1 protein-coding gene is annotated in these 1,327 nt (G+C 46.0%); it reads left to right on the top strand.

The annotated features are described in order from the left end of the window. Positions 1-175 precede the first annotated feature (175 nt). Positions 176-1,327: ATP-dependent helicase (locus tag A3766_RS18985; protein ID WP_156508982.1), on the top strand; the 1,152-nt coding region annotated here is incomplete at its 3' end.

The raw sequence follows: 1,327 nt of genomic DNA, 5'->3' as shown, positions 1-1,327 counted from the left end.
AGTACATATAGTCAGTTCTTAGTTGTTGAGTTGAGAGAGAGTCTTAAGTTAACTCTACGCTACACCAAGGCGCCATTGTCATGTAATTTGAAGCCCCAGTAAAGCACTGCCTGGCAATCACTTTATTTGTATCAATTACCACCAAAATAAGTCACCGCTAACAAGTATTCACTGCATGCATCCAAGCCAAGATATCACCCTGACCCCCGAGCAAATTAAGGTTGTAGAATCACCCCTTGCTCATTATGTGGTCACTGCTGTCGCAGGCAGCGGTAAAACAACGACCCTAGCTCATCGGATAGTATATCTATTGAGCCAGGGCCATGATGCACGGCGAATTCTCATCCTAATGTTCAACAAAGCAGCAAAGACCGACTTTGCCGCCAAACTAAGACAGATCGGTAACCACCATAGCCGCCTTCCCGAGGTGCGAACCTTTCATGCGATGGGTTATCGGCTATACCAACGTTTTATTCAAGAAGGGCAACTGCGACCATTTAATAAACAAATCCTCAGTGATAAGGAGATCGACTTTCATATCTGGCGAATGCTAAATCAAATACTTGATTCCGAAGCCCTTAAAGATGCCAAACGTAATAAGAAAGATTACGTTGAAGCAGGCCACCAGTTTATCGAATCCGTTAAAAATGGCCTGCTGTCACCTCAACAAACCCTCTATGATCTTGATTTGAGCGATAAGTTCGGCTTTCTTCCTCAATTGTTTGATGTCTTCGAAAGCTGGCGAAAACACAACGCCAGAATCAGCTACACGGATATGCTTTACGATACCGTGATCGCTATTCAGCAAAATCCCTCTTTAGAAAAGCTTGTTAGCAACAAGATGGATATTGTGCTGGTCGATGAATACCAGGACACCAACGACCTTCAGCACGCACTGTTAAGCTATATCGCAGGGGACCGCGCCAAAGTGACCGTCGTTGGCGACCCTGATCAGACGATATACGAGTTCCGCGGCGCAAAACCCGAATACATCATTAACGGCTTTTCCCAACAGTTTCCAGGGACGCAGAAGCTCAATTTGAGCTACTCATTCCGCTATGGGCATTGCGTTTCTTTATTAGCGAACCACCTGATTTCCCACAACTCAGGGCGACAAGCACTGCTTTGCAAATCACATGAGTCAAACCCCTCTACCCGGGTAGAAGTACACAAGTCTAAAGATGACCCCAAGACAGTGATTGATATCCTCTCAGGCACCCCTTCTCAGGATTTGTCTCAGTATGCAATTCTCACGCGAGTTTGGAGTCAGACGGTGGGCATTGAGCTCGCGTTGTTAGAAGCCGGCATCAATTACCATATGGATGGC

The organism is Oleiphilus sp. HI0132 (genome assembly GCF_001635845.1).
The sequence above is the reverse complement of the archived record's forward strand: the minus strand, read 5'-3'. Positions and strand labels throughout refer to the sequence as shown.